This is a genomic window from Roseimaritima sediminicola, from assembly GCF_009618275.1.
GTDB classification, from domain to species: domain Bacteria; phylum Planctomycetota; class Planctomycetia; order Pirellulales; family Pirellulaceae; genus Roseimaritima; species Roseimaritima sediminicola.
In genome coordinates this window covers 1-22226 of record NZ_WIAD01000066.1, presented here as the reverse complement: position 1 = coordinate 22226, position 22226 = coordinate 1, and the positions used below count along the sequence as shown (strand labels likewise).

Below are 22226 nucleotides of genomic sequence, written 5' to 3'. Positions count from 1 at the left end.
ATCGTATTGTCATTGATGGGGATCCCCTTTCTTTCTGGCCTGGCGAAGAGCATCGGTGGCGCGGTGTTCTGCCGGCATCATGCGAGCCACATCGGTTTTGAGGCTGGATAACGAGACCGATGAAAGGCGGCCACGGAATGGCTTTCTCGGTACCGCGTCGCCGGCGTGCGTTGAGGCGAATGGCTTCTTGACGTGTGGAGACTGGCAATGTCCGAGATCGATCTGCGAAGCAGTGTAGGACGTTGGGTAGCCGAATACCCGCAGGTCGCCGAAGTGTTCGAAACCTTCCGGATCGACTACGGCTGTGACGGCGACCAGACGGTTGAGGAAGCCTGCTGGAAGAACGGGCTGGAAACCCTGCGAGTCCAGTCGCGCCTGGAACGCGTCGTGGCGGCCCTGGCCGACGACGAGACTCAGGATTGGTTGCACGCGCCGGTCAACCAATTGTGCAAACATCTGACGCACACGCATCACGCCTTGCTGAAACGCGAACTGCCGCGATTGGCGCAACTGATCGCCGACGTCGTCGCCGATCATCGGGAAACCCATCCCGAGCTATTGGAGCTGCAACAGACGTTCCTGGCGATGTGCGACCAGATGCTGATGCACACCGACATCCAGGAAGAGGTCGTCTTTCCGGCGATCGTGGCGCTCGAGCGACAGGAGGGGGCGCGGCTGCGGATTGCCATCGACCTGCGGCGGGCCTGCGACGCGATGCACCAACAACATCAGGCGATCGGTCAGCGGCTTTGGGAAGTGCGGCAGACGATGCACGACTTTGCTCGTCCCGCCGACGCCTGTCCGCGATATCGTCAGATGCTGCAAACGCTCAAACGCATCGAACGCGATACCCACGACCACATCCACAAAGAGACCTACATCCTGGCGCCCCGCGTGGCCGCCCTGACTCGCCGCCGCAAGGCATGCGAGAGGTCGTCTTCTTGAGCCGTTTAGGCTGGTTCTTCGATCGCGGCCAGGGTTTCGATCCCGATGCGATGACAGAAGTCGCCAAAGCCTTCACCGGGTTGTCGGTTTTCTTTGAAATTAACCAGCACCGGGCGTAGGGTGTCGACGATTTCGTTCATCGGCACCTGGTCTTTGAACAGGACGTTCATCCGCGAGCCTTCCAGGTTGCCGCCCAGGAAGACGGTGTATCGACCCTGGCCGGTCTTGCCGTCCACGCTGCGTCCCACCAAGCCGACTTCGGCGTTGTAGGGGCGAGCGCATCCGTTGGGGCAGCCGGTCATGCGGACGGTGAACTCTTCATCGCCCAGTCCCAGTTCCGCCAGCACGCCCTCCAGTTCGTCGACGATGCCAGGCAAAACACGTTCGCTTTCGGTGACGGCCAGTCCACAGGTGGGCAGCGCCACACAGGCGAAGGAATGGCGGCGGGCGTTGCTGATCTTTTCGGTCGTCGGTACGCCGTGGTCGGCCAGCAATTGTTCGATCTCGGCTCGCTGATGCGCTTCGAGGTCACAGAAGATGATGTTCTGCTGGGCGGTCAACCGAGCGTTGGAGACGTGATCGGTGAACAGCTTTCGCAGGGCGGTTTTCAAGCGATAATCGCCCTCGTCCTTGACGCGGCCGTTTTCGATCGGCAGTCCCAGGAAGTACTTGCCGTCGCCCTGTTCGTGCCAGCCCATGTGGTCGTCGTAGCCGGTGACGTCGGCCGGATGCGGTTCGGGCAGTGGTCGCGGCAGCGTGCCTTCGGCTACACCGCAGATGGCTTCGGCCTCGGGCAGGTATTCTTCCACCTTGGCCTTAAAGGCAGGCAGACCCATGTTATGGATCGTGTACTTCAGCCGAGCCTGGCTGCGGTCGGCACGATTGCCAAAGTCTCGCTGGACCAGCATGACCGCCGTGATGATCGGCAACAAATGCTCGGTCTTGACGAAGGTCAACCGCTTGGCGAGCGCCGGGAAGCAGTTCTTCTTGCTGGGCGTGGTACCCATCCCGCCACCGGTCAGGATATTAAAACCGATCAACTGGTCGCCTTCGGTCACCCCCAGCAGTCCGAGGTCGTTGTCGTACACGTCGATGCAGTTATCGTCGCACAGGGAAAGCCCGATCTTGAACTTTCGCGGCATGTAGGCCTGGCCGTAGATCGGGTCGTCCTCGGGCTCGGTCGGCGGGCCCATGACGCGGTCCTTTTCGCCCGTTTCCAGGTCCTTGACCCAGATCTCGTGATAGGCCTTGGTGCGCGGACGCACATGGACGGCGATCTCGTCGGTCAATTTCTGCAGTTGGTCGCGGAGTCCGTTTTGTCGCAGCGGTGCGGGGCAGCAGCACACGTTTCGCGTCACGTCGCCGCAGGCCGACTGCGTGGACAGCTTGATCTCGTTGATCCGGTGGATCGTGCTCCACAGGTTCCCCTTGACCACGCCGTGCAACTGAATGCTCTGGCGGGTGGTCAGTCGGATCGTGCCGTTGCCCAGCTCTTCGGCGATATCCAGTTCGCCCAGGAACTGTTCGGCGGTGATGCGGCCGCCCGGGATGCGGTTTCGCACCATGAACGAGTAGGCTTTGCCCAGGCCCTCTTTGCGGCGGGCTTTTCGCAGGTCGCGGTCGTCCTGTTGGTAGGTGCCGTGAAACTTCAGCAGCTTGGTCGTGGCATCGGCCACGTGATCGGTAGCGGGATCTGCCAACTCAGACTGGATCGAGCCGCGCAGACCGTGGCTCTCTTCTTTGATGACTTCGACTTTGGATTTTTTGGGTTTGTCTGCGCTCATGAACTCAATCTTCCTTCCTCGACAGGCTCGCGCCACCAGGGCACAACCGGCCAGTAGATATGCAATTTGGGGAATCTGTTTGTAGGATTCACCCCGAAAACTGTCAACCGTATAATAAGCGCATGCATGATCCGTTTTCTGATGCCGACGATCCCGATGCCCAAACGATCGCAGCCGATGCGTTCGCAACGCTTAGCGACGAGCAGTTTCGGGCAATCGCGGACTTTACCGTGGACTGGGAGAACTGGCACCTCCCTTCGGGGCGGTTGCGGTGGGTCAACCCGGCGGTCCACAGGGTGACCGGATACCACCCGAGCGAGTGTTTGCAGATGGAAAGATTTCCTCTGCCCGTTGTGGTTCCGGAGCATCGTCCGCGGATGCAAGAGGTGATCGAGGCGGCGATCGCCGGGCACAGCGGCAACAATGTGGAATTCCAGGCCCTGCACCGCAGCGGCGAGCGCTGCTGGATGGCCGTGTCCTGGCAACCGATGCACGATTCCGACGGCCGCAACCTGGGTTTCCGTTCCAGCATTCGCGACATTGCCGAGCGGCGGCGATTGCGCGAGCAGTTGCGGCTGCACAACGAACATCTCGAGCAATTGGTGCAGGAACGCACGGCCCGGATCATGCACCTGGAAGAGCATCGCCAGAAGATGGAGCGGATGGCCGCTCTGGCCGAATTAGCGGCCGGAGTCGCTCACGAAATTAATAATCCTCTAGCGGGCATTCGCAACGCGTTCAGCCTGTTCAAATCCAGTTTGTCGCCCGAGATGAAGTATTACGACATGCTGGATTTGATCGATGACGAAATCGAACGAATCAGCCGAATCACCCATCAGATGTACCAGCTGTATCGGCCGCGGGTGCAGCAGGCCAGCCGTTTCGATCTGCGACGAACCATCCGGGACGTGATCACCCTGGTCGAACCGTTGCAGAACCGCAGCCGGGTAAAGGTCGACTTGCGGTGCGAGGCAGCCGAGCCGCTTGGCGATATGGGTCCGACCGAGGTTTGTCTGCGTGAAGACGAAATCAAACAGGTGCTGTTCAACCTGGTGCGCAATGCCATTCAAGCGTCTTCGCCCGCCCAACGCGTCGAAGTCTGTCTGGCCGTGCGGGGCGAAGAGGTGCGGATCGAGGTGATCGATCAAGGATGTGGGATCACCCAAGACGTGATGCCGCAAATATTCGACCCGTTCTTCAGCACCAAGCAAGACGTTCCCAAGCAGGGCATGGGGCTGGGGCTGTCGGTGTCGCGAAGCTTGGTGCAAGCTATGAAGGGTCAATTAAATGTGACCAGCCGCCCCGGGCAGGGCAGTCGTTTTACGATCGAATTACCGCGACGATAAATCATCATGGCTCATATCCTGATCGCCGACGACGAACCGTTCTACCTGAAGACGACCGGTGAACTGCTGCGCAACGCCGGCTACGACGTCACCTGCGTCACCGACGCCGAAGCGGCACTCGAAGCCCTGGACAAGCAACACTTCGATCTGTTGCTGAGCGATCTGAATATGCCGGGCAACTTCAAATTGGAATTGCTGCATCAGGGACGCGATCGATTTTCGCATGTGCCGCTGATCGTGATTACGGGCGTTCCCTCCCTGCCCACGGCGATCGAGAGTGTCCGCTTGGGGATCGCCGATTACCTGCTGAAACCGGTGCGTGTAGAGGATCTGTTGGCCAGCGTGCGGCGAGCGCTGCGGACGAATACAACGGCCCTCGATGAATCCGCTTCGGAGGCCGGTCGCAGCGGGGCCGCAGCCCGCAGTTCCGCCGCCGATTCCCCGGCGGCGGAGTCCGCGGAATCCGCCGAAGCGACCGTGGCGAAATTCCCCGAGATGGTAGGCATCAGCCCGCCGATGCTGGAACTGTATACGATTCTCGAGCGGGTCGCTCGCACCGATACCAACGTTCTGTTGACCGGCGAGAGTGGAACCGGCAAAGAAGTGGCCGCCCGGGCGCTGCACCGTTTGAGCCCTCGTCGCGAACACGCCTTTCAGGTGATCGATTGCACGGCCATCCCGGCGATGCTGTTCGAGTCCGTGGTGTTCGGACATGTCAAAGGCTCGTTCACCGGCGCCGTTCGCGATCAGGAAGGTTTGCTCAGCCGTTGCCATCGCGGCACGGCCTTCCTGGACGAACTGGGGGAACTGCCCCTGGAAGGCCAGGCGAAGCTGCTCCGCGCGATTCAGGAACAAACCTTTACACCGGTGGGACGCAATACGCCCCAACAGGTCGACACCCGCTTCGTCTGCGCCACCAATCGCGATCTCCAAGCCGAGGTGGATGCGGGGCGTTTCCGAGCCGACCTATTCTATCGCTTGGGCGTCATCCACATCGAACTGCCTCCGCTGCGCCGGCGCGGCGATGATGTGATCCTGTTGGCCGAGCGGTTCTTGAAGGAGCTAATGCCGGTCGATCGCCGTATCGGTGGCTTCTCCGAAGACGCCTGCGAGTGTCTGAAACGCTACAGTTGGCCCGGCAATATTCGCGAACTGCGCAACGTCGTTGAACGCGCTGTGGCCCTCTCGGCTTCGGCGCAGATCGAAGTTGCCGATCTGCCCAAGCAGGTCAGCGAAAGTTCGGACAGATCCGAACAGGAGACGTTGCAGTTGACCGAGATTTCACGCGATCAAGCGATCGAAACGGCCGAACGCGATTACTTGACGGCCGTGATGCAAAAGCATGTCGGTAATATCGCGGCTGCCGCTCGCCAAGCCGGGCTCTCCCGCCAAGGCATGAATCGCCTGCTCAAGCGACACGCCATCGATGCCGACGACTATCGCGTCCGCGATCGCGACCAGTGAGCTGGGGCATAGGCGTCCAGCCCGTAAACGGCCGTTGGGGGGGTGCCCCAAAAACTAACTCATCGATTGCAAGGCCACGGCCAGAGCGAACAGGGCGATCAGGACTAACTGACCTGCCAGCTCCTTGCTGCCGCCCAGCTCGCCGGCCTGGTCGGCTTGAGACCGCCGAGCGATGACGCGAAAGGGTGAGTTTGAACCGGAGGATCGGCCCTGCCGTTGTCCCAGCCACCGCGCACGATCGGTCACGGCTTCGCTGCGCTGCGGGGCCGCAAAGGAGTAATTCAGATCGGGATCCGGGTTGGGCATCAGCATAATGAACCGTCCTCTTTGTTTGAAAAGCTGGGAAGAGAGAGGAGAGAGTCGCTGTGAGCAAAAGGCCACGTCCTAGCGATACGTGACGCTTTGCCCAACGGACATTCAGACGGTTAACCTCTAATGCAATCGCGATGCCAAGCCGCCGGAGACGCGCCGCGGCGGTCTTCCTAAGTCCTTTTAGGGAAGCCACTTACGGGTCGCGGGGTGGCGCCGCGGACGGCCGCGGCGGAGACTCGCCGCGTCAACCGCGGGTGTCACCGACACCGTGGGTTGACGCCGCTTGTGGCCGCGCCGCCTGCCGGTGTTTCGGCGGACCGTTTTCCGCGGGCGGTGTTTCGGCAGATGGTGTTTCGGCGGGCGGTGTTTCGGCGGTTGAGGGATTTGTCGGCAGAGGCGACTGCCACTGCGGCGGCAGGTTGCGGATATGGATGTCCTGCTGGGGGAAGGCGATTTCGATCTGTTCTTCTCGGAACCGACGGTCAATCTCCATGTGCAACTCATGGATCGTCGGCAGCCGAACATCGACCGAGGGCACGTAACAGCGAACCGTGAAGTCCAGCGTCGAAGCACCGAACGCTTCGAAGGTGACCGCCGGCTTCAGACCGGTCTCGGTTTGGGCGTGGCGCTGGACAATTTCTTCCAGCACGCGGACGACCTTTTCGGTGTCGCTGCCGTACGCCACGCCGACTTTGACGACGATGCGGTTGGTCGAATCGGTCAACGACCAATTGATCAGGGTGCCGGTGATCAAGTTCTTGTTCGGTACGATCATCTCCTGGCGGTCCCAGTTGGTGATCGTCGTCGCCCGCATGCGAATCTTGACCACGTTCCCGGTTTTACCGTCCAGCGTTACCAGGTCGCCCACGCGAATGGGTTGTTCGAACAGCAGGATGATACCGCTGATGAAATTCGCGAAGATCTCCTGTAAGCCAAAGCCCAAACCCACACCCAAGCCGGCGACCAACCACTGCACGCTGTTCCAGTGAATCCCCAGCACGCGGGCGGCCACTACGATGCCGATCGTGGCAAACAGGTAACTGCTCAGCGTCGTGATGGCGTAACGCACCGCGTTCTCCAGCGGCAACCGCTGCAGGATCACCGTTTCCAACAGTCCCGGCGCGTTGCGAACCACGATCACGGTCAGCGCAACGATCGGAATCGCCAACAGCAGATTGGACAGCGTTACCTGTTCGATGATCGTGCCATCATCGGCTTTGATGGGCCAGAGTTCTACCGAATCGAGAAAGCTGAGCGCCGGCAGGACGGGACCCCAGGCGCTGTACAGTCCCAACAGGACCAGAACGAACAGCACGGCCGTCAGCAAACGCTGGGTCTGGGCGCTGATGTCCGAAACATCCACGACATCGCTTTCCACCACTTCGGCGCCGGTGCCCTGCTCGGCCGCCGCCGCCCGCTCGGCCGCCCGTTGCTTCATCTGTTGAATCGCGATCCGGCGCCGCGAAACCAACAACCATCGCATCGAGATGCCCCACAGGATCGTGGCCACGGTGATCACCCAGATGGTTCGGTAGGACCGAAAAACCAACTGAATCGCGGAGTAGTTGTATCCGGCCAGACTGAGCAGCGCCAGCACGACCGGGATCATGATCAACAGCGGACGCCACAGCCACCACAGTTGCGAGATCCAACCCTGGCGGTGATACGCCAGATACGAGGCGGCGGCTCCTTTGCGGGGATGCGTCAGGTACCACAGCACTCCGGCGGCGACGGCCATGGCGGCACAGAACAGCACTCGCGACAAACTGAGCAGATCGATTTTGACGTCATCGGCTCCCTCCAGCACGCGCCAGAAGAGAACGATCGGCATGCCGGCGTGGATCATCCACCACAGGCCCACGCGGATGGACCGAGTGGTCGACGCGGGCCACTGGAAATGAGCGGTGGCCAGACCGCCTTGCCGCACGACCTGCCGCAGCAATTCCAGTGGAAAGATCACTGCGGCGGTCACCCACAACGCATACCCCACGGCGTTCAAGTAGACGTTACCGCCCATTTCGGTGTACAGCTTCCATCCCGGCCCGGCCAGCAGCAGCGGCAGGGGCAGCGCCAACAGGATCGTCCACAGGATCGCTTGAAAGGTCGGACGCATGGCACTGGCCGATCGATGCGATGCCGAATCCCCTTGCGCCAACAGGCGGCGTTTAAAACTGCCGCGCGTGTAGATCATGATGCACAGCAATACCGCCCACAGGATCGATCGCACGGGAAACCGCATCGGCAGCGTAACCAGGGCTTGGCCCAGCAGGTGCAGGTGTTCGCGACCGACCAACCATTTGGCGGCGTCATCGATGCTGTTGATATCGTTCAACCGGTAGGGGGCAGCGCTGCGCACCCACATCAAGTGTTGGTTGATCAGTTGTTTGTACTTGTGGACGTCGTTGATGTAGCCGTCGATGTCGACGCTCATCGTGACCAGATCGTTAACGTAATCGTCGACGTCGGCATCCATCTTGTTCAAAATGGTGCGTTCGGCTGCGATGGCCGCTCGATCGGCGTCGTTTTTCGGTTCCGTGTCCTGCAGGTCCTCCAGGCGGGCTTCGATCTGCGTGGAGATGGCTTGGGCCTCAGCAACACTGCTCGAGAGGGCCCCGCGCTGCTGATACAGCTGGGAGATCAGCGGCAGTTTGGATTGTTTCCGCTGCAGCAGATAGCCCACCGAACGGCTCAGCCCGCCACCGGTTCCCAGGTCCGATGTGACCAGCCCTTCGACGTTCTCGTAGTCCTGCTTGAGCGTGTTCCAGCGGCTGTGCAGTTCGATGGTCGCCGCACTGATCTTGGCAGCACTTTCGACGATTGTTTCCCAGGAGTTCAGTAGGCCCGGCGAATCGGCCGCGTCTTCGCGGTACGCAGGCGAGGCCGCCGCCATCAGTTCCTCGAACTGCGAGACGATGGACTGGATTTGGGTGCCGCGTTGTCGAGCAATCCACTGCGACAAGCGGGGCAGGATGTTTTCGATTGCGGCGGTTTGTTTTTCGTACAACTGCTGCTGGGCCGGCAGGAGTTCCGCTTCGGCCTCGTTGCGAGCAATGCGTTGTTTGGTGGCTTCCAGTTCGGCCTGGGCGGCCGCGATTGCCGCTTCGCGTTCCAGTTGGACCGCCTGCTGGACGGCGGCTGACAGATCTTCTTGCGGCGCGGTTTCGGAGGTCAGGGTGTCGATGCGTTTTTGCAGGGCCAGCACTTTCTCAGGCAGGTTCTTGGCATCGGCTCGACGCGACTGCGCCTCGGCAGCGATGGCTGTCAGTTCGGCCTGAGCCTGGTTGAGCATCGCTTCCAGTCGTACCTTCTCCGCTTTGATGTCCTCCAGCGACGACCACGCGTAGACGTTCGACTTTAGGTCGATCGGCTGCTGCAACTGCTCACGGACCGATTGCAGACGCTTGGCGGCCGAGGCGGTCTGCCCGCTCCACTGTTCCAGTTGCCGTTTGGCCTCCGCGCGGGCGCCCAGGGATTGCAGCACGCGGTTGTAACGCTCGGCCAGATGCGTGCGTTGCTCCTCGCTCAGCGACGTATCGGTCTTCAGACTCTCCAGCTTGTCGTTGATCTGCTTGGGGCTGGGCAGCGCTCCGGGTTGGATGGGAGCAACCGGAGCCGGGGTGGCCGGATCGATCGGGGCGTCCAGCGGGACCTGGCCCCAGGCCGCCGCCGGCAGAACCGCAGCAACGATCTGCCCTGCCAGCGATGCGGTGAAAAAGATCAGGCAATCAAGGCGTCTCATGGCGACAATCTGTTAGCCAAAGGCGAAGAGAATTCGTGAAGAAAAACGCGACCGGGCGTCACGGTTGGGCGGCGGTTTCCGGATCGGCCAGCGAACGCAGGATCGCCGGACATGCCGCTTCGATCATGTCCATGACGTACTCGAATCCGTCACTGCCGCCGTAATACGGGTCGGGTACGTCACGCGGCCAAGTCGAATCGTCGTCGAGAAAGTCGCTCAACATGCACACGTTCTTGCCCGGTCCATCGGCCAAGCGCAACAGGTCCGAATAGTTTTGGCGGTCCATCGCGATCACCAGGTCGTGCTCGCGCAGGTCTCGCACGGTCACCTGCCGGGCGCGACTGGTCAACGTGTACCCGCGTCGGCTGGCCGCTTCCCGCATCCGCGGATCCGCCTGCTCGCGGGCATGTGCACCGCTGGTTCCCGCCGAATCGACCTCCAGTTCCACCTCTGCATCGGCGGCAAACTTCTGCAGGACTGCCTCTCCCGTGGGAGAACGACAGATATTGCCCAAACACACAAACAACACCCGCTTGCTCACCATCGACTCCTGAAAAACACGGCTGTCAACTCAGCACCGCGACGGTTTCGTCCCCTCGCGACATCCGGTGCGTAGTAGAAGCGATGCGGGGGCGATCTTGCAACGTCTAAACCACGCCCGGAAGTCGGCCGTTGTCGCCGGCCCCGGAATCAGACGCTTGCCGGAAGCAGAACCGCCCGCCGGCGCGGGGACCAAAAACGGGCTTAACGTACGCCCGGCCGGTATGTTAGGGATCAAGCCTGCGCTGCTCCATTTGTTCGCCTTCGCCTAACGCCTCCCTCGCGACTCGCTGTGCCGACCGACCCCCTCCGCTTCCGAATCGACCCGGCAGATCCGTCCCATCGCCTTCCCGCCGCCCGCCGGCAAACCGCTCGCCCAGCGGCGAGCTTGGCCGTGCTCGGGGCGTCGATCGCGGCCTGTGTGGGCCTCGACCAGGGCACCAAAGCATGGGCCGGTTACGCCCTGCAGGATGCCGGCCGGCAGAGTTTCTGGAGCGATTGCTTGCGTTTGGAATACGCTTTGAATTCCGGCGGGTTCCTGAGTCTGGGCAGTGAATGGTCGCCCTCGGCCCGCTTCGCCCTATTTATTGTGTTCAATCTAGTGCTCGTGGTCGGCTTGGCCGCCTACCTGATCGGTTTGCCACGGGCGACAAGCCTCGCGAAACGGGGCGCCGCGCTGTTGCTAGCTGGCGGGATCGGCAACCTGATCGATCGGCTGACCCAGGACGGACACGTAATCGATTTTCTGAATCTGGGGCTCGGCCGTCTCCGCACGGGCATCTTCAATGTCGCCGATGTAGCGATCATGATCGGCGCCGTTTTGCTGGCCCTAGGCAATTGGCGACCGCTGCCGGACCCCTGCGACACCGAGGTCGCAGTCGACACACCGGCCACCCGAAGGCGTAGCCGTCCTTCCGCGGCTGAGAAACGCCCGAGCTTGGACAAGACGGTCACCCCGTAGCGAAAAAACGCCAGAGTTTGGGCAAGACGCAGCGAATCGGGCGCGCGGCCCAAAGTCTGGCGACTTCAGCGACAACTCCAAAGTCTGGCGACTTCAGCTACAATGACGCCGCCTGCAAGCGTTGCAGGCGACCGACAATTACCGCTGGGAATGACCGACCCGAACACGAGATCGAACCCACACGATGGCCGCCGACGACTCTTCACCGCGCGATCCTGACTCAAGCGAATATGGGCGAGCTATGTCCAGCGGCGACGCTTCGCAAACCGACGCTTCGCCGGAGTCTGGCGAGTCGTTCATCGAGGCGACGGTGGTGCGAGAAGAAATCGTTTCCGATGCCCGCGTCGGCATTGTGCGGACCGGATCGCCGTTTGTTACCGACCCACCGATCGTCGCGATCCGCGCCGGTGCGGCGCTGCAGATGCGCCGCGAATTCGAAGCAGGTCTGTGGCGGGTCACCGCCGGCAGTGCCGTCCTGGCTGCAGGGATGTTGGTCGCGTTCGGCTTGATCGCCTTGGGCGTCTTCCCGACCGGCGCATTGTTGATCGCCGGTCTGGGAATCTTGATGAGCCTGCTCGGACTGACTTCGATCTATCCCAAGTGGGCGCTGGCTCTGTTGCTGGCCCACGTCGGGATCTTCGTCAGTACGTTTTGGCGTTCGCTGCAAACCTGAGCGGGCAGGTTCAGGCTTCGACCAACTGGGGCACCGCGAAGCCTTCGCGGTATTCGCGTTTGAGCAGCGCGTTGGCACGCTGGGCCTCTTCGCCTTGGAACCGTTCGGTCTTGGGGTCGTGCTCCAGCCGCGCGCTGCACACCAAGTCGTTGGTCGTCGCCCCGAACGGCTTCAGTTGCGCTTCCATCTGCCGAACCAGCTCCGGCCAAGCGGGTCGATCGGAATGGCTGGTCAGCTGTTGATGGTCGTAGGAGCGACCCATTTGGAAGGCCACGTTTGCCAGGTTGCACCATCCGCTGCTGTAGTGCCCGGTCTCCACCGACGCGTTCAAGATCGAGGGATCGTTTTGGCGAACCGCGTCGACAAAGTTCTGCACGTGTCGCGGTACCTGCGAGCCGCCTTTGAAGGTGCGGATCGACTTGCCGTCGGAATCGTAAGCTTTCCCGCCGCCGCGTTGGCCGGCGAAATAGCCGCCTTCGCAAACCACCACGTAGCCGCTGGACGGATTCTTGACGCGGGGATGGATCGGGCACTTCCAACTGCCCTTGCCATCGGGCGTGGCGTGCAGGTTGCTCAGCGCCATCAACGTCGGGAACGAGTCGGTTTCCAGCAGAGCGTAATGCACGTTGGGCGTGTCCCCGGCATCGTTCCAGGCCACTCGGCCGCCGGCGGCGGTGATGGCTTTGGGCGTGGTCACCGAATCCTGGTAAGCGACATTGCGGACATCATCCAGAATGTGCACGCCCCAGTTGCCCATCTCGCCGTTGCCGGTGTTGAAGTCCCAGTGCCAATCGTAGTGCAATTTTTCGCGGTACAGCGCCTCTTTGGCCGCCGGACCCAACCACAGGTCGTAGTCCACTTCGGCCGGTACCGGCAGGGGTGACGAGCGACGTCCGATCGAAGCTCTGGGCCCCAAGCGGTTGGCCTGGACGTAGTGGATCGACCCCAATGCACGTTCCTTGTGAAGGAAGTTTTTGATTTCGTCCTGCATCGGATCGCTGCGCTGCTGGGTGCCGATCGCGCACACCAGACCGCTGTTCTTCGCCGCGGCCACCAATTGCTGGCCTTCCCACTGGGTGTGCGATAGCGGTTTTTCGACGTACACGTGCTTGCCCGCTTGCAAGGCCCAGATCGACGCCAAACAGTGCCAGTGGTTGCAGGTCGTGACGACCACCGCATCCACGTCGGCGTTGTCGAGCACACGGCGGAGGTCCGTTACGGCGGTGGCGTCGTATTTGTCGGCCAGGCTCGACGCACGCTGTTGGTCGGGATCGGCCACCGCGACGACGCGCACGCCCTCGGTGGCAGCGAAAGCGCGTGCCATCTCATTGCCGCGACCCCCGGCACCGATCACCGCCACTCGCAATTCATCGTTCGCAGCGGCAAGGACCCGTGGTGCGACACCGGCCGCGGCGGTGGCGAATGCCGCGGACTGGAGAAAACCACGGCGACTTACGTTCGGGGATTTCATCGATCAAGACTCGGTTTAGGAAAACGATTTGTGGGCGGTGTATTGAAGGGGGCACGCCGCCTGCGCGGTCCCACCAATATACCACGCTCGTCTCGGCCGGAACGGCTGCGGTCGGTGAGAAAACTTGTGGTCCGCGCATAAAAAAAGCCCCCGGATAGTACGTGTCCCAGGGGGGCGGAGGACAACGCGCTAAGGATCCGGGAGCCGGTGGTTTTTCGTTTCGACGAATCTTCAAACGCTTCCTTGCGTCATCCGACCGTCGAGCGGAAAGCTTGATCGTCCAGCCAACCCACGAGCGACCGACATCCGTGCCTGTCGTCAGCGAGTTGTGTCCGCAGTGCCGAAGCACCCATGCGAGACCGCTTTGATCAAACTTGCCGTCACTGAAGCGAGCCCCGCGGGGTTCGTTCCAACGACGATGAGAGGAACATACGCGGTGGGTGATTCGTGGGTCAAGTCGAGTTTATCGATAATTTCTAAAAAGCGAAAAAAGCCGTTTTTGAGGCTCACGCGGAAACGATCGCCGGGGCCACAGCCAGGCGGTTGCCGCCTTCTTGATGCAGCCGCCGCGCCGTTGCCGAGGCCAGCTCGCTAACAGCGTCGAAGCTGTCGTTTGCCGCCACACAGGCAAGGCCGATGCTGACCGTAGGCGGTGACTTGCCGTCGACCAAAGGTAACCGCTGGACACCGCTGCAGATGCGCTCCGCGCGATCCACCGCGTTGTCCTCGTTGGCCGCCGGCATGCAGATCAGCAAGTCGCCCGCGGCGGTTTGCCCGAGATAGTCCAGCGAACGCGTGGTCGCGCGGATGACTTTTAAAACGTGGTCCTTGCCGTCCTCGTCGCCCGCGTTTTGATCGCAGTGAATCGCGACCACATACAGCTCGACATTCACGTTCGCCAGGCGATCGACCAACCGTCCAAAGTGTTCGCGAAGCTGGCGTTCGTCGGGCAAGCGACTGGCCGCAGCGGGCAGGTCGGCCGCAGCGGGCAGGTTGGCTGCAGTGGGTGAAGCGCCCGGGACTGCCGGTCCGGAAGCCGTCTTGCCGAGCTGCGAGTCGGCGTGCAAACGTTGCGAGTCGGCGTGCAAACGTTCTTCTTCCGCGATCTCGGACTCGAGCGTCATCATGGCCCCGGCGCCCGGGGCGGTGTCGACCAAGGGCCGAGGTTCGTCCTCGTCCATCCAGTAGGCGCAGTCGCGGCCGGATTGTTTGGAGCGATACAGCGCCGTGTCCGCACGCTTGATCCAGTCCAGCACCGAATCGCCGTCGCGCAGTTCCGCGATGCCCGCAGACAGATTCACGCGCAGGCTGCGGTTCTCGAAGAGGATCTCGCGCTCTCCTACCGCACGCCTGGCCAGTTCCGCTTGGTGGCGACACGCCGCGATATCTCGGCCGCGAAATACGATCGCGAATTCTTCACCACCGTAACGCGCGACGGTGGCGATTCCCGACAGGCGTGCCGACAGCATCGCGGCGACGCGAATCAGCACGTGGTCGCCGGCCAAGTGACCGTAGGTATCGTTGAACTGTTTGAAGTGGTCGACGTCGGCCAGCATCAACGAACACGGTTGTTCGGCGGGGTCGGCATGACACTGTTCCAGCACCTCATCCAAAGCGCCGCGATTGCAGACTTTGGTCAGCGCGTCGGTCTTGGCCATCTGCTCGACGGTTTGAATCTTTTCGGCTTGGGCCTGAATGCGATCCTGAGCCTGTTCCAGTTTGGTTTGCATCGCTTGGTTGGCAGCGATCAGGTCCGCTACGGTGGCGACGATCGATTCGGGCGAGGGCACCGCATCGGTATCGCAAAGCGCGTTGCTTGCCTTTTGTACCTGGCTGTGGTGTTCGTCCACATCCGCCGCCACGCGGGCGGTCAGGGTACGCAGTTGTTGGGCGACGTGGTTGACCGTCGCTTGGTCGAACGGTTCGTCGTTGGGAGTCGCCGGTGCCGCCGGATCATCGGCCGGGGGGGGTGATTGGATCGAGCCGCGGAGAATAAATCCCGCGGCCAAGCCGCTCAGCGCGCATAGGAGAGCAAAAAAGAATTCGAGCATAGTTAGTGGTGTCCTTGGGGTTGCAGTTCCGCCTCTTGACTGCTCTGCCCCGGTGGTATGTACAACCTCAAAACGGACGGTCAAACCGCCAGCCGTAACAAATAGCGAATCGGCCCCCCCAAGTGATACGTGCTCCGGGCGGTCGTACGGATCACAGCGATGACAGCGGTCCGCGGCCCGCCGCCAGGCCTCGGACTCTCCGCCACCGGGCCTCGGACGCTCCACCGCCGGGCCGCAGACGCTCCGTCAGCGCCGAAGGCCTAGGCAGCTCCGAGAGCATCGGGCAAAATGCCGCCCAGTTAGCTTCTTACTCCCATCCTTTCACGGAAACGTCATGAGCCTGATCGATACCATTCACGCCCGCCAAATCTTGGATAGCCGCGGCAACCCCACCGTTGAATGCGAAGTGGCTTTGGTCGACGGCAGCTTCGGCCGCGCCGCCGTGCCCAGCGGTGCCAGCACCGGGGCCCACGAAGCTTGGGAACTGCGCGATGGCGATAAGAATGTCTTCATGGGCAAAGGCGTGCAGACCGCGGTCGACAACGTCAACTCCAAGATCGCCGACGCCCTGACCGGTTACGACGCCCTGGACCAACGGGGCGTCGACAACGCGATGCTCGAGCTCGACGGGACCAGCAACAAGAAAACGCTGGGTGCCAACGCCATGCTGGGCGTCTCGCTGGCCGTCGCTCAGGCCGCCGCTGCGTTCACCCGCCAACCGCTGTACCGCTACATGGGCGGCATCGGTGCACACCTCCTGCCCGCCCCGATGATGAACATCGTCAACGGTGGTGAACACGCCGACAACTCGGTCGATGTCCAGGAGTTCATGGTCATGCCCTTGGGCTTCGATCGCTTCAGCGATGCCCTGCGCGCGGGAACCGAAGTCTTCCACCATCTGAAGAAAGTGCTCTCCGACAAGGGCCTCAACACGGCCGTCGGTGATGAAGGCGGTTTCGCCCCGGACCTGGGCAGCAACCAAGAAGCCCTCGACCTGATCCTGCAAGCGATCGACAAAGCGGGCTACAAAGCCGGCGAACAGATCTACATCGCCCTGGATGTCGCGTCCACCGAGTTCTACGACAGCAAAGCCGGCACGTATAAAATCGACGGCAAACAGCTCTCCGGCGACGAAATGGTCGACTTCCTTGCCGACTGGTGCAGCAAGTATCCGATCTGCAGCATCGAAGACGGATGCGCCGAAGACGACTGGGACTCCTGGAAGAAGCTGACGCTGAAGCTGGGCGACAAGGTGCAATTGGTGGGCGACGACCTGTTCGTCACCAACGTCGAACGACTGCAGCGCGGTATCGACGAGGGCATCGCCAACAGCATCTTGATCAAGGTCAACCAGATCGGCACGCTGAGCGAAACCATCGACGCGATTCAACTGGCTGGCCGCAACGGCTACACTAGCATCAGCAGCCACCGCAGCGGCGAAACCGAAGACTCGACCATTGCCGACCTGGCGGTGGCCCTGTCGACCGGCCAAATCAAAACCGGTTCGGCCAGCCGCAGTGATCGGATGGCCAAGTACAACCAGCTGCTGCGAATCGAAGAAGAGCTCGGCGACGGCGGACGTTACGCCGGGCCCCTGTTCCCCACTCGTTAACGGCTCGCCCTGCCGGCGCGAGATCTTATCATGACGCGTTTGCTGGCCGAACAACCAACCCTGCTGGCGATCCTGTTGGTGATCCTCGGCGGGACCTGCGTGTATGGGTGGTTGCACTCTGGCCGGCGCGCGTTGGCCGTTGCCGGCTTGGCCTGCATCGCGCTGATCCCCGCCGGCTATCTGCTGGCGGCCAACTGGCAAACCGATCGCGAACAGATCATGGAACTGGTCTACGACACCGCTGCGGCGGTCGAGCGAAACGATGCCCAGGCCGTAACGCAAGTGATCGATCCGGCCGAACCGGATATCCGCGAGAGGGTCGTCGCGGAAATGACTCGCTATACCTTCAGCCGTGCTCAAGTTGGCCAGTTCCGTTCGATCAATTTCCTGCGGGGAGCCGATCCACCGGAAGTCCAGGTCGATATCACGGCCAACGCGACCGTGGGACTGCGAAGCGAACATTATGGCCAAGGTGATGTCTCTCGACGGATCGTGCTGCGGCTTCGCAAGAAAGACGATTCCTGGTGGGTTACAGAATACACGCACCTGCCCGTGATCGGCGGACCCGACGGATTCACGCCCGACAGCGAACTGACGCGGACCTATCGCAACCCCTGATCACCGGCAGGCCTCCATGTTCATTACGCTCGACGGCATCGACGGAGCTGGCAAGAGCACACAGATTCGCATGCTGTGCGAGCACCTCCGCGCCGGTGGCCGCTCGGTCACCTCCCTGCGCGATCCGGGCAGTACCCCGCCGGGAGATGCCGTGCGCAGCCTGCTGCTGGATTCCGATCTGCAAATGCACCGGCGGACCGAAGCGTTGCTGTACATGGCCGCGCGCTGCGAGCTGGTCGAACAGCGGATTCGGCCCGCCCTCGAGGCCGGCCAGTGGGTGGTCTGTGATCGCTTCCTGCTGGCCAACGTGGTCTATCAAAGCGTTGGCGGCAAAGAGCGACCCGAGCGGTTGTGGCACCTGGGCGAGCTGGCCACAGATGGTCTGAAGCCGGACCTGACGATTCTTCTGGATCTGCCCGCCGAGGAAGCCTTCGAGCGTTTGACGGGACCGGCCGACCGAATGGAATCCCGCGGCGTGGAATACCTCGAAGCGGTTCGCGGCGCGTTCCGCGCCCAGCTGCCGCACAGCAGCCGCGAGACGTTGGTTGTCGATGCGCGGCAGCCGATCCAGCAGGTGCACGAGGTGATCTGCGCGCATCTGCAGCCCTTGTTATCGACCGAAGGATGACGTTTGTGATGAACTGGGATCGACTGCTCGGCCACCAGCAACAACGTCAGTGGTTCGCCGCGGCCATTCGCCAGCGACGGTTGGGCGGTGCGTTTCTGTTCGTCGGACCCGAAGGCATCGGCAAGCGAACGTTTGCCCTGTTGTTGGCTAAGACGATGCTGTGCGAACGAAATGCGGCCGCGGACATGAACCCCTGCGGAGTGTGCGAGGCCTGCGCCCAGGTCGAAGCCGGCTCACATCCCGATGTGCTCCAGGTCGGCAAGCCGGCCGACAAATCGACGATCCCCGTCGAACTGTTGATCGGACCTCGCGAAGCCCGGATGCAGTCGGGACTGTGTCACGACATTTATCTGCGCCCGTTTCGGGGGCGGCGGCGAGTGGGCATTCTGCAGGACGCCGACCTGCTCAGTATCGAAGCCGGCAACTGCATGCTGAAGACGTTGGAGGAGCCGCCTTCGTCGGCCATCATCATCTTGATCGGCACCAGCGCCCAGCGCCAATTGCCGACGATCCGATCTCGCTGCCAAACCATTCGGTTTGCACCGCCGACCGGCGAAGAAGCCGCGACGCTGTTGGGGCTCCACGGTGCCGAAGACGTGTCGCCGGAACAGGCGATGCAGGCACTGGAGTTGGCCGGCGGCGATGCGGTGCAGGCTGCGGCGCTGCTACAGGAGGGAGCCGGCGAGTTCCGCAAGCAATTGCTGGCCGCTTTGGATCAACCGCTGATCGATGCCGTCGCCCTGGCCCGCAGCGTCAGCGGATACGTCGAGGAAGGCGGCAAGGACGCGGGGCCGCGGCGGGCCCGGATGCGTGAAGTTTTCGGCGTCGCGGTCCAGCACTTCCGCCGCCGACTGCGAGCCGGGGCGGAAAGCAATCGTTTCGACGCCCGAGAGCTGTATCGCCTGGACCGCTGTTTAATGGCCCTTCAGGAAGTGGATCGAAACGTCAACCAAGCGACCCTGATCGAATCCTGGGCCGTCGACCTCCAGCGCGGCGAAGCCCTCCCGGCGAGCTAAGTGCAGCTTTTGAAGAACACTTTCTCTCCCCCCTCTCCCCCGAAGCCTGGCGAGCCTAAGCGCTAAGCGAGTTAGGCTTCGGGGGAGAGCGAGCTGTCGATTGAGTCGAACACATTGCTTATTTGAGCCGTTTTGGCGATAGCTCCGGTTATCTGGTGACGAAACCGAGGCTATCGCCTAAACGGCTCATCTAACGTGCGGTTTAGCAGCAGGCCTACGGAACCTCGTAAACCCACCGCTTTGCTGAGGAACACGGTTTGCAGCGATTCATCACGTCATTCTTTTCATTCTTTTCAGGAGAGGACGGAATGATTCCGACGACGGTAGATCGCGTTCCTGATCATACGGCGGAAGCAGTAAACGAAAGCATTCGCCGACAGACCGATGAGAACATCGCGCGGTTCGGCTCAGCCGGTCCTGCAGCGATCGAGCGACGTTTGCGGGAGCTGGATGGCGAATGGGACATCGAGCGAACGCTGGAAGCCAACGCGGCGGCACTGAGTCTGGTGGGTCTCGGACTGGGAGCGTTGGTGGACCGTCGTTTCTACGCTTTGCCAGGATTGGTCGCAGGGTTTCTGCTGCAGCATGCGCTCCAAGGCTGGTGTCCACCGGTACCGATCTTTCGCCGCATGGGCATCCGCACCCAGCCCGAAATCGAACAGGAGCGGTACGCTCTGAAAGCGATCCGTGGCGACTTCGCGGCCGAGCGTCCAGCCTACAGCGACGTCGTCGACCAGTGACCGGCAACTCCGCCAGCAGGCAACCTTCGTCGTTCCGATCACCTTCGTCGTTCCGATCGCTGAACTTGCAGCACCAGTCCTGGCGTGATTTCACCAGTCCAAGTGAAACGAGGGCAACCGAAATCGCGGCAGCAGCGGAGTCGCCCGCTAAGATCGCGCCGACCACCTCGGCCGCTCCGCTTCGAAGCTTCATCCGTCATAGGCGGCTTGCAGCTTGGCCATATCCATCTTGATCATTTGACACATCGCGTCGAACACCCGCTTGGTGCGTGCGGGGTCCGAGTCGCCGAGCCACGGAACCGAGGAACGGGGACAGAGCCTGCCTCGACGTAGTGGACGAGCTGCACCGAATCGCGAAGCGATGGCAGTGGATAGCCTCGGATGCCAATCCGAGGTAGGGCGCCCCAAAAAGAACGTCTGAAGTCGCGGAGCGACGGCAGTTGGAGGGCGTGGAACGGGGAACCGAGGAGCCGCGAACAGAACTCGCCTCGACCTGACGTGCTAGCTGCTAGCAACCGGCTTGCGCGTTGACTGTCCCCGGCCGCATTGGTTCGCATGTTGGCACTTCCTTATGCATGTCGCCCTTCCAGGGCTTGGCGGGTGGTTTGATTGCGTTTCCCCGGGCTCGCGCCCGGGGCTACCACATGCCATCGCTCTGCGATTCCGGAATGAAAGGCAGACGGGTACGGTGTTGGACGATCCAGGCGGGGACAGAGCCTGCCTCGACGTGCGTGCTAGCTGCTAGCGACCGAAACAGGCGGGGACAGAGCCTGCCTCGACGTAATGGACGAGCTGCACCGAATCGCGAAGCGATGGCAGTGGATAGCCTCGGATGCCAATCCGAGGTAGGACGCCCCAAAAAAAACGTCTGAAGTCGCGGAGCGACGGCAGATGGAGGACGGGGAACCGAGGAACGGGGACAGAGCCTGCCTCGACGTAATGGACGAGCTGCACCGAATCGCGAAGCGATGGCAGTGGATAGCCTCGGATGCCAATCCGAGGTAGGAAGCCCAAAAAAACGTCGGAAGTCGCGGAGCGACGGCAGATGGAGGACGGGGAACCGAGGAACGGGGACAGAGCCTGCCTCGACGCAATGGACGAGCTGCACCGAATCGCGAAGCGATGGCAGTGGATAGCCTCGGATGCCAATCCGAGGTAGGGCGCCCCAAAAAGAACGTCTGAAGTCGCGGAGCGACGGCAGATGGAGGACGAGGAACGGGGAACCGAGGAGCCGCGAACAGAACTCGCCTCGACCTGACGTGCTAGCTGCTAGCAACCGGCTTGCACGTTGACTGTCCCCGGCTGCAGTTTGAACTCCAGCTCTTTGATGCTCGGCAGCTGAATCGCGTCGTCGCGATCGGCGCAAAAGATCGGAAAGCGATCGCCGAGCCGCTGGCGGTGCGTGGCCAAAGCAACCTCGGGCGAGTTGTTGTGAGCTGACAAATGTCCCAGGCACGCCCACTGCAGTTTGCTGGCATCACACGTGTCCAACAACTTCGAGGCCTCGTCGTTGGAAAGGTGGCCGCGTTTGCCCGAAATGCGTTCCTTCAAACGTTGTGGGTAAGTCCCGCCATGCAGCATCTGAGCGTCGTAGTTGCTTTCGATCAGAACCGCGTCCAACGTGCGGACGACTTCTCGTAGGCCCCTGAAGGCGTGTCCCAGGTCGGTGAGCAAACCGAAGCGCTGTCCGCACTGGGTGTCTTCGATGACGAAGCATACCCCGTCGATGGCATCATGCGGCGTCCGTACGGGCTCGATTCGCAGCGAACCAATTCGAAACGGCTCACCGGACACGAAATGGCTCGGAGCTCCCATGCGGCCCGTCGATGGCTTCGCACAAGTGGCGTTCCAGGTGCGCAGATTTGCGTAGACAGGCAAGCCGAACTTACGGTGAAGCACGCCGGCGCCACGGATGTGGTCGCTGTGTTCATGCGAGAGCACCAAGGCACGACAATCGCGAATGTCGTAACCAAATCCTGCCAGCCGCGACTCGGCTTTGACTCCACTGGTCCCCGCGTCAAACAGTAAACGCGTCGAGCCACTGCGCACGAACACGCAGTTCCCGGAACTTCCTGATTGCAAGACAATAACTTCCATGACGCGAGTGTATCGTGCCCCGTCGCCGGCTGGAAGTAAAGCAATGCGTTTTCAAATAAATCGACAGGCCGTGTTCGTCCCCGGCCGGATTTCGTGTTTTGGGCTGGCTTCCGGTTTTTGTTGTCACGAAACGCAGACTGCTCACTCTGTATGGAGAGAACCCGACACAGCTGAACCACCCCATCGGAGACAGCCCCATGGAATCCACCGACCGTTCCTCCTTAAACAC

At 61.7% G+C, this 22226-nt stretch carries 17 protein-coding genes; 10 read left to right on the top strand and 7 right to left on the bottom strand.

Features of this window, described 5'->3' with window-relative positions; all coding sequences use genetic code 11:
* The first annotated feature begins 207 nt into the window (after nt 1-207).
* Nucleotides 208-945 (top strand): DUF542 domain-containing protein, encoded by a 738-nt coding sequence (locus GE027_RS20685; protein ID WP_153559133.1) that lies wholly within the window; start codon nt 208-210, stop codon nt 943-945.
* A gap of 5 nt (nt 946-950) precedes the next feature.
* Here GE027_RS20685 and GE027_RS20680 read toward each other — a convergent pair whose 3' ends face one another.
* Nucleotides 951-2729, bottom strand: a complete 1779-nt coding sequence (locus GE027_RS20680) for an NADPH-dependent assimilatory sulfite reductase hemoprotein subunit (RefSeq protein ID WP_153559132.1) — start codon at nt 2727-2729, stop codon at nt 951-953.
* A gap of 122 nt (nt 2730-2851) precedes the next feature.
* On the opposite strand from GE027_RS20680, the gene GE027_RS20675 reads away from it, so the two are divergent.
* Both GE027_RS20675 and GE027_RS20670 read left to right on the top strand, forming a co-directional pair.
* Nucleotides 2852-4075: a two-component system sensor histidine kinase NtrB gene (locus tag GE027_RS20675; RefSeq protein ID WP_153559131.1), complete on the top strand. Its 1224-nt coding sequence runs from the start codon at nt 2852-2854 to the stop codon at nt 4073-4075.
* 6 nt (nt 4076-4081) lie between these two features.
* Nucleotides 4082-5539, top strand: coding sequence for a sigma-54-dependent transcriptional regulator (locus GE027_RS20670; protein ID WP_153559130.1), 1458 nt, complete (start codon nt 4082-4084; stop codon nt 5537-5539).
* A 54-nt stretch (nt 5540-5593) separates the two neighbouring features.
* Here GE027_RS20670 and GE027_RS20665 read toward each other — a convergent pair whose 3' ends face one another.
* The 3 genes from GE027_RS20665 to GE027_RS20655 form a co-directional block, all read right to left on the bottom strand.
* Nucleotides 5594-5851: a hypothetical protein gene (locus tag GE027_RS20665; RefSeq protein WP_153559129.1), complete on the bottom strand. Its 258-nt coding sequence runs from the start codon at nt 5849-5851 to the stop codon at nt 5594-5596.
* Nucleotides 5852-6095: 244 nt separating this feature from the next.
* The gene (locus tag GE027_RS20660; RefSeq protein ID WP_153559128.1) at nt 6096-9590 is read right to left on the bottom strand and encodes a mechanosensitive ion channel domain-containing protein; all 3495 of its coding nucleotides are present in this window, start codon (nt 9588-9590) and stop codon (nt 6096-6098) included.
* Between the two features lie 58 nt (nt 9591-9648).
* Nucleotides 9649-10134, bottom strand: a complete 486-nt coding sequence (locus tag GE027_RS20655) for a low molecular weight protein-tyrosine-phosphatase (protein ID WP_153559127.1) — start codon at nt 10132-10134, stop codon at nt 9649-9651.
* 288 nt (nt 10135-10422) lie between these two features.
* Between GE027_RS20655 and lspA the strand changes: the two genes are divergently transcribed.
* On the top strand, nt 10423-11091 hold the full coding sequence (gene lspA, locus GE027_RS20650; RefSeq protein ID WP_153559126.1) for a signal peptidase II: 669 nt from the start codon (nt 10423-10425) through the stop codon (nt 11089-11091).
* Nucleotides 11092-11332: 241 nt separating this feature from the next.
* A complete protein-coding gene (locus GE027_RS20645) occupies nt 11333-11764 on the top strand; it encodes a hypothetical protein (RefSeq protein WP_153559125.1) in 432 nt (143 codons plus the stop codon).
* A gap of 10 nt (nt 11765-11774) precedes the next feature.
* Here GE027_RS20645 and GE027_RS20640 read toward each other — a convergent pair whose 3' ends face one another.
* The gene (locus GE027_RS20640; RefSeq protein WP_153559124.1) at nt 11775-13235 is read right to left on the bottom strand and encodes a Gfo/Idh/MocA family protein; all 1461 of its coding nucleotides are present in this window, start codon (nt 13233-13235) and stop codon (nt 11775-11777) included.
* A 506-nt stretch (nt 13236-13741) separates the two neighbouring features.
* Complete coding sequence (locus GE027_RS20635; protein WP_153559123.1) at nt 13742-15286, bottom strand: diguanylate cyclase; 1545 nt, start codon at nt 15284-15286, stop codon at nt 13742-13744.
* A gap of 334 nt (nt 15287-15620) precedes the next feature.
* Between GE027_RS20635 and eno the strand changes: the two genes are divergently transcribed.
* From eno to GE027_RS20610, 5 genes are all read left to right on the top strand, one after another.
* Nucleotides 15621-16898 carry a phosphopyruvate hydratase gene (eno, locus tag GE027_RS20630; protein WP_153559122.1) on the top strand — a complete coding sequence of 426 codons (1278 nt, stop codon included), beginning with the start codon at nt 15621-15623 and terminating at the stop codon, nt 16896-16898.
* A gap of 30 nt (nt 16899-16928) precedes the next feature.
* Complete coding sequence (locus GE027_RS20625; protein WP_153559121.1) at nt 16929-17516, top strand: hypothetical protein; 588 nt, start codon at nt 16929-16931, stop codon at nt 17514-17516.
* A gap of 16 nt (nt 17517-17532) precedes the next feature.
* Entirely contained in the window at nt 17533-18144 is a 612-nt protein-coding gene (tmk, locus tag GE027_RS20620) for a dTMP kinase (RefSeq protein ID WP_153559120.1), read from the top strand.
* Between the two features lie 8 nt (nt 18145-18152).
* Nucleotides 18153-19160, top strand: a complete 1008-nt coding sequence (locus tag GE027_RS20615) for a DNA polymerase III subunit (RefSeq protein ID WP_153559119.1) — start codon at nt 18153-18155, stop codon at nt 19158-19160.
* A gap of 308 nt (nt 19161-19468) precedes the next feature.
* Nucleotides 19469-19900: a DUF2892 domain-containing protein gene (locus GE027_RS20610; RefSeq protein WP_153559118.1), complete on the top strand. Its 432-nt coding sequence runs from the start codon at nt 19469-19471 to the stop codon at nt 19898-19900.
* Nucleotides 19901-21169: 1269 nt separating this feature from the next.
* Here the strand turns inward: GE027_RS20610 and GE027_RS20605 are convergent.
* Complete coding sequence (locus tag GE027_RS20605) at nt 21170-21997, bottom strand: MBL fold metallo-hydrolase (RefSeq protein WP_153559117.1); 828 nt, start codon at nt 21995-21997, stop codon at nt 21170-21172.
* Nucleotides 21998-22226: the final 229 nt, after the last annotated feature.